At 54.9% G+C, this 6590-nt stretch carries 5 protein-coding genes; 4 read left to right on the top strand and 1 reads right to left on the bottom strand.

What is annotated here, in order from left to right; genetic code table 11:
• The 4 genes from KYE_RS21550 to KYE_RS07445 all read left to right on the top strand — a co-directional run.
• On the top strand, window positions 1–801 hold an 801-nt coding region (locus KYE_RS21550; protein WP_008171970.1), incomplete at its 5' end, for a hypothetical protein.
• Between the two features lie 98 nt (window positions 802–899).
• Window positions 900–1580, top strand: coding sequence for a PEP-CTERM sorting domain-containing protein (locus tag KYE_RS07455; RefSeq protein WP_008171969.1), 681 nt, complete (start codon window positions 900–902; stop codon window positions 1578–1580).
• On the top strand, window positions 1573–3408 hold the full coding sequence (locus tag KYE_RS07450; protein ID WP_008171967.1) for a type I secretion system permease/ATPase: 1836 nt from the start codon (window positions 1573–1575) through the stop codon (window positions 3406–3408). Before KYE_RS07455 ends, KYE_RS07450 begins: the two co-directional genes overlap by 8 nt.
• On the top strand, window positions 3408–4724 hold the full coding sequence (locus KYE_RS07445; RefSeq protein WP_008171966.1) for an HlyD family type I secretion periplasmic adaptor subunit: 1317 nt from the start codon (window positions 3408–3410) through the stop codon (window positions 4722–4724). The genes KYE_RS07450 and KYE_RS07445 overlap by 1 nt, the downstream gene beginning before the upstream one ends.
• Before the next feature lie 87 nt (window positions 4725–4811).
• On the opposite strand, the gene KYE_RS07440 is transcribed toward KYE_RS07445, so the two are convergent.
• Window positions 4812–6497 carry a carboxylesterase/lipase family protein gene (locus KYE_RS07440; RefSeq protein WP_227497785.1) on the bottom strand — a complete coding sequence of 562 codons (1686 nt, stop codon included), beginning with the start codon at window positions 6495–6497 and terminating at the stop codon, window positions 4812–4814.
• Window positions 6498–6590: the final 93 nt, after the last annotated feature.

Below are 6590 nucleotides of genomic sequence, written 5' to 3'. Positions count from 1 at the left end.
AACAGCACCGGCACGGTGACCATCGATGTGCTGCCAAGCGAAGTTGAAACCATCTCCCTGGGCGATGCTCCGACCCGACTGCCAAGGTCTGACCGGGATGCCTGGAGTAATGCCTGGACCGATGCGTCCGTGACCATTACTCACAAGGCCGATATCACTGACAGCGGCGAAGTCTGGAGCAATGCCTCCCTCTCTGCTGCCGGCTCCCATGTGCTATCTGGAGGCGATATCTATGCCGGGGATCTCGGTGTCAGCGGACAGGCCATTGAGACCGGGCAGGCACGCCAGGAGATTGAAGGAACCGAAGCCCTTCGCTTTGAGCTGGATGGCGTTGCTACCGAAGCAACGCTGGAGATATCCCGGCTCGATACCGAAGGCGTTTTCCGGGAGTCGGGCAGGGTGCAGGCGCTGGACGACCAGGGCAATGTAGTCGCAGAAGTCCTGTTCAACGCCGATGATCTCGCCGGCGATCAGCCAGTCCAAATCTCCGCGAGCCAGGGCTTCACGCAATTGGTACTGACTGCTGGCACCTATGATGGCTCTACTTTTGTGTATGGCGCGCTGGCAGATGATCAGGGTGATTATGCGGCGCCTGCCAATGGAGCGCTCAGTCAGGGTAGCGACTACTTGCTTGATAGCGTTGAGTTTGTCTTTGGCGCTGTTGCGACAGAGCCAGAACCCTTGCAGGCGGTGGCGCAGTCAGCAGGCGGTGAGGGCAGCACTACGGATGTCGATCCTCTGGAGATTGATATGCCACTGATTGGTATTCATGAGCCCGAGGGCCCGGATCAGTTCGTCTGACCCAGGTTACCCGGAGCGTAGCCATGCTCCGGGTAATAAAGCCAAGAAGGAGCCCGGCAACACGCGGGGTAATAAAGCAAAAAAATGGAGTGTTTCTCATGAACTCAAAGCAGTTATTGACGGGTCTGGTGCTAGCTCTGACATTGCCCATGGCCGAGGCGGGGCCAATCTACTCACAATCTCTACTGGATGATGGCACAAGTCTGGGAACCTTTAGTTCACTGAACGGCGGGAGTCAGGTCGCCGATAATTTCTCCCTGGGGAAGGAATACTCCATCACGGGTCTGACCTGGTGGGGCTCGTACTTTGAGATTAATACCGGAGACGATTTTTCAATCCGGTTGTTCGACGATGATGGTGGGCGGCCTGCGGCAAGCGTCAACATACCCAATAGTGATTCGCTGGATGTCAGTCGAACTGCAGAAACCGGCGTGACCGATGATTTTGCTCAACAGATTTACCGCTACGACGTTTCGTTAAGCCTGGTACTGGGGCCCGGCGATTTCTTCCTTTCGGTCATGAATGATGCTAATGACATGTGGTTCTGGGCCGATGCAGCAAACGGTGGCGACTCGGCCAACTGGTTCCGGGTCGATGCCAGTCAATCCTGGAGCAAAAATAACGGCCGGGATCTTGCCTTTGTAGTGAGTGGTGAACAGATTGTCGCAGAGGTTCCTGAACCGGCGTCCTGGGTTTTAATTTTGCTCGGTCTGTCTGGCCTGCTTTTCCGTCAAAGAGGACGGTGCACTCGTTCGATATCCGCTGCGTGCCATGGCTGATACGACAGGTGTTCCTTCGGGGGCCGACAACGACAGCCCTCTTGCGCAAGCGGTAGCAGGGCTCAAGCGGTACCTAAAGGTACTACTCGGCTTCAGTTGCTTCCTGAACCTGCTGATACTGACTGGTCCGCTGTATATGCTGCAGGTATACGACCGGGTGTTGGTGTCGCGCAATGAACCGACGCTGGTTTATCTTACTCTGCTGGCAGTCGCGGCTTTGCTTGTTCTGGCGGCGCTGGATGTGGTGCGTTCACGCATTCTGGTGAGATTGAGCAACAACTTCAGTCAGACGGTTACTCCCGAATTGTTTCGCCTGATTCTGGGTAGAGCGAGAACAGCGAACGGATTACGTGATCTGGAAACCGTACGCACCTTTCTTACCGGCTCCTCCATGGTGACTCTCTTCGATGTGCCTTGGGCGCCCTTGTTTCTGGGTTTTGTCTATATATTGCATCCTTATCTTGGTCATGTGGCACTCATCGGGGCGGTTGTGCTTTTTGGCCTGGCAGTCTGGAATGAAAAACGTACCCGCGGGTTGCTGGCGAAAGCTGGGGAGTATCAGCGTAAGGCAACGGATTTTACCGAAGTCAGTGCGCGCAACTCCGAAGCGATCAATGCAATGGGTATGCTGGACAATCTGCAGCAACGCTGGTTGGGAGACCAGCGTGCAGCACTGGCGTTTCAGGCGATCGCCAGTGACCGTGCCGGAACCCTTGTTTCTGCCGCCAAATTCGTTCGCTTTACCCTTCAGGTGGCGATCTTGGGCACTGGTGCCTGGTTGGCGATCCAGGACATTATCAGTCCCGGCGCTATGATTGCGGCCTCTATCGTCATGTCCCGTGCGCTGGCACCGGTGGAATCCTCCATCTCTAGTTGGCAGGGACTCCAGGGTGCAAAGCGTGCTTATGCGCGGTTGCAGGAAGCCTTCGAGCATTATGAAGCCGGTACGCCAATGTCATTACCCGAACCCAATGGGCAGATTGGCTTTGAAAATGTCTATGCCCGCCCTCCCGGTTCAGAGGCGCCCATCATCAAGGCCTTCAGCTTTGCCATAGAAGCAGGGGATTCGGTAGGTATAACGGGTCCCAGCGGTGCTGGTAAATCATCTCTGGTCAAGCTGATGACCGGTATCTGGCTTCCTGAGTCCGGAAGTGTCCGTTTGGACGGTGCTGAATTCCTCAATTGGAACCGTGCCCAGCTGGGTCGCTATATCGGGTATCTGCCGCAGGATATTGAGCTCTTTCCGGGTACGGTTGCGGACAACATTGCCCGCTTCGGCGAAGCAGACCCGGAGAAAGTAGTCACTGCCGCCAAGCTGGTCGGTGGCCATAGTATGATTTTGGATCTGCCTAAGGCATACGACACGCTGATTGGACCCGGAGGAGCCAACCTTTCCGGCGGGCAGCGCCAGCGTATCGGTCTGGCCCGAGCACTTTACGATCTTCCCAAATTGATTGTGCTGGATGAACCCACCTCGAATCTTGATGCAGAGGGTGAATCTTCGGTACGCACACTGATTGGCTGGCTAAAAAAGCAGAAGATTACCTGCGTGGTGATCGCCCATAAACCGACGGTTATCGGTGGAGTCGATAAACTGATGGTTATTCAAAAAGGAGTCCTTAGCCAGTTCGGTCCTTTAGACGAGGTTCTTCCGGGGATCACTCGTCAGGTACCGGCGGAGAAAACCACTGTGCCTGCCTATGGAGCAGCCGGTTCCGGTATCGTCGGAAGCAATGTCGAGGCACGGATCCCTGTCAAGAACGGTCGTGTGAAGCTGACTGCTGCTGAAACAAGGGTCAGCGCCAACGAGAATCAAGGAAAGCAGTGATGACTCCAGTTGAAGACAGCGTGCCTCCAATCGTTACTTCCCCAAACGCTCCCATTTATACCGGTGTTGTTATTATTCTGGTCTTTATCGGAGGTTTCCTACTCTGGTCGCTGCTGACAGTACTGGCCAGTGGTGTTCTGGCAGCCGGATCGGTTCGGGTAGACACAAGCCGCAAACAGATACAGCACCTGGAAGGCGGTATTGTGGCAGAGATCCTGGTGCGGGACGGGGATATGGCCGAAGCTGGACAGCCGCTCGTGCTCCTGGACAAAACCCGGGCAGGCACCTCGATGGAACTGATCCGCCAGGGGCTGGAAACCGCCCAGGCATCCAAGGCCCGACTCCTGGCGGAACAGGAAGATGCTGAGGAAATAGAGTTTCCGGAGCCTCTGGCTCAACGTACCTCCGATCCGAAGGCTCTGGAGATCATGAAATCCCAGCGCCTGTTATTTGAGGCTCGCCGAACTTCACTAAAGGGGCAGATCCAGATACTTGACCAGCAGATCCTGCATCTGCGCGAACAGATACAGGGGCTCAATGCCCAGCAGAACGCCAAGGCCTCTCAGATTGATTCAATCGAGGGCGAGCTGGAGGGGCTGCGGGGTTTGCTCGCCAGGGGAATGATTGATAAAACCAGGGTGCTTGCACTGGAGAGGGATGGGGCTGAACTGGCCGGGGAACGCGGTGAATTGATTTCCCAGATCGCCGCCGCGAATTCGAATATCGGGGAGAAGGAGCTGGAAAAGTTCCAGCTGATGAAATCATTCAAGGAGTCGGTGTCTAATGAGCTCAAGGAAGTGCAGGCAGAGGTTCACGACTATACCGAGCGTTTGCTGGCTGCCAGACATGTACTGGACCAGACGGAGTTAAAATCTCCCGTTGATGGCGTGGTGGTCGGTTCTGGAGTGCATACAGTGGGTGGCGTGGTTTCCCCCGGTGCTGTATTGATGGAAATTGTCCCTGTCCATGATCGCCTGATTATTGAGGCCGCGGTCAGCCCTCAGGATATTGACAACGTGCGCGCGGGCCTTGCCGCCGGCGTCAAATTCACGGCCTTCAACCAACGTGAAGTTCCCGAAATTCAAGGTGTCGTGACATACGTGGCTGCGGATATTTTTGAGGACAGCAAGTCTGAAGAGAGCTATTACAAAGCCCGAATAGAGGTTGAGGATAGCGAAATTTTGCGTTTAGGAGACCGGAGAATACAGCCAGGGATGACTGCTGATATTGTTATTCGCACCATTGATAGACGACCGATAGACTACCTTTTGGAGCCTCTTATCAGCAGCGCCAGAAAGGCTTGGCGCGAATCTTAGAATGCCTCTCACTCGGCCTCATTAGTAAAGCCCGGAGCCGGAAGCGCACCGGGCTTTTCAAGAGGATGTGCCTCTAAGGTGCCAGTTTCAACTACCTAACCAGAAACTGCAGTTTCGAGCCTCGTTGAACGTTGGGCCACCTGACAGCATCGAAAAAGGACCAGTGTTTTCGGCAGGCGCCTGCAACGATTGATAGCCCTGATTCACAAAGGACAGCCATGCAGGCAGAGTTCCGTCGCTCGGCGTTGGATTGCCTGAGCGGGCAAATGCAGCCCAGTAGCGGACCATCGTTTCTGCAAGCGTTGCCGAGTCTTCAGAGAACTCTGCTTCCAGCTCAGCCTGAGAGGCAAATACATAAGGAATCTCAGTGGCGTGCGCAGTACCTAACGCGGGTTGAACTCTTGTAAATAATGGTGAAGGCAGCGGGGCATTTCGGTCTGCAAATTCATAAGCGTAGACCGGGACATGTTTCGCGGCAGCTGCGATGTTGCCAAAGCCTGGGCACGCAAAGATAGCATCGGTGCCTACGGCAGAGACCGCGATGTCGGCATTGTCAAAATCATTCAGGGGATAGCGATCTACCACTGCGTCTGCATTGGCCTCCGTGACTGAACCATATCGCCGGATCAGTTCTTGCCGATAGTCCGTCGAACTCCCTGCAAGCCGATCCTCAAGTGAATCGCGACCACTCACCAGCTGTTCAGCGGCAACAAACAATCGCCATTCATCTCGGTTGGAGCCCTCCAACACCTGGTCTGCGGTGAACTGCCCACTTGCTAAGGCGGCTGCCACAGTCTGCTCAAGAACACCCGGTCGCTGAACAATCTCCGAACCGAATTCAGGATCGCCGGCCTGCAAAGCAAGGAGTTGCTCTAGTGTCAGATTACGCAGGCACTCCGCTGCTTCAGGCGACGAATCTCCCGCGCAAAGGCTGGCCATAAAGCCGGCGCCCCGTTGCTCCGCTTCAGTGGGCGTTTCCTGAAAGAAGGATGGACCACTTTGAACGATGACACGTTGGAACAAACCGTCCGTTCGATCATTTGCAGCCATTAACCCCTTGATGCTGAAGCCGCCTGCAGACTCACCGACCAGAGTTACGTTATTCGGGTTACCCCCAAATGCAGCAACGTTAGCCTGCAGCCATTCCAGGGCTTTAATCTGATCCATCAGCCCGTAATTTCCCGATCCCTTTTCAGAGGTTTGTGAGGTCGCAGTAAGTGCCGGATGCGCCAGGTAGCCAAGCACACCCAGGCGATAATTGATGGCCACTACAACAATGCCTTCTTTCACCAACCTGTCAGGTTTCGCGCTGGACTGAAAACCGGCGCCGGTATCCAGACTGCCGCCGTGAATCCAGACAACCACCGGGTGATTCTCACCCTCACCAGGCGCGTAGATATTGAGGTTCAGGCAATCCTCTGAGGTACTCGACCCCGGATTCGAACTTTGGATGGCAAACGGAGATTGCGCTGGCGTTTGTGGGCACGCATCACCAAATTCTGTTGCCTGCAAGACATCCGACCTGGGCTCCGGGCTTTGGGGTGCACGAAAACGGTTTGCTCCCTCGGTCGATTGGCCATATGGAACGCCTAACCATTGTTTCATCTCGGTGCCGTTACCGTCGCTGACAAGCACACCAGTGATTACACCTTCCGACGTTGTAACCTCCGTCGGATCAGTTGAAATCGCAGACGAGTCGTTCGAGTCGTTGTTACAGGCAGGCAGAGAAATAACGAAAATTGATACGATCAGAAGGCGCAAAGCCCTCGGCATTCGAGCTATACAGACACGCATAGGAGTCTCCACGTCGTTCATTCTTGTTTTAGTTGTGCTGACAGAGAGCCTTAACAGCTTATTTTCATTCAG

This window comes from Marinobacter manganoxydans MnI7-9, from assembly GCF_000235625.1.
Lineage (GTDB): Bacteria > Pseudomonadota > Gammaproteobacteria > Pseudomonadales > Oleiphilaceae > Marinobacter > Marinobacter manganoxydans.
Note: the sequence above shows the minus strand (reverse complement) of the source record. Positions and strands in the feature narration are given on the sequence as shown.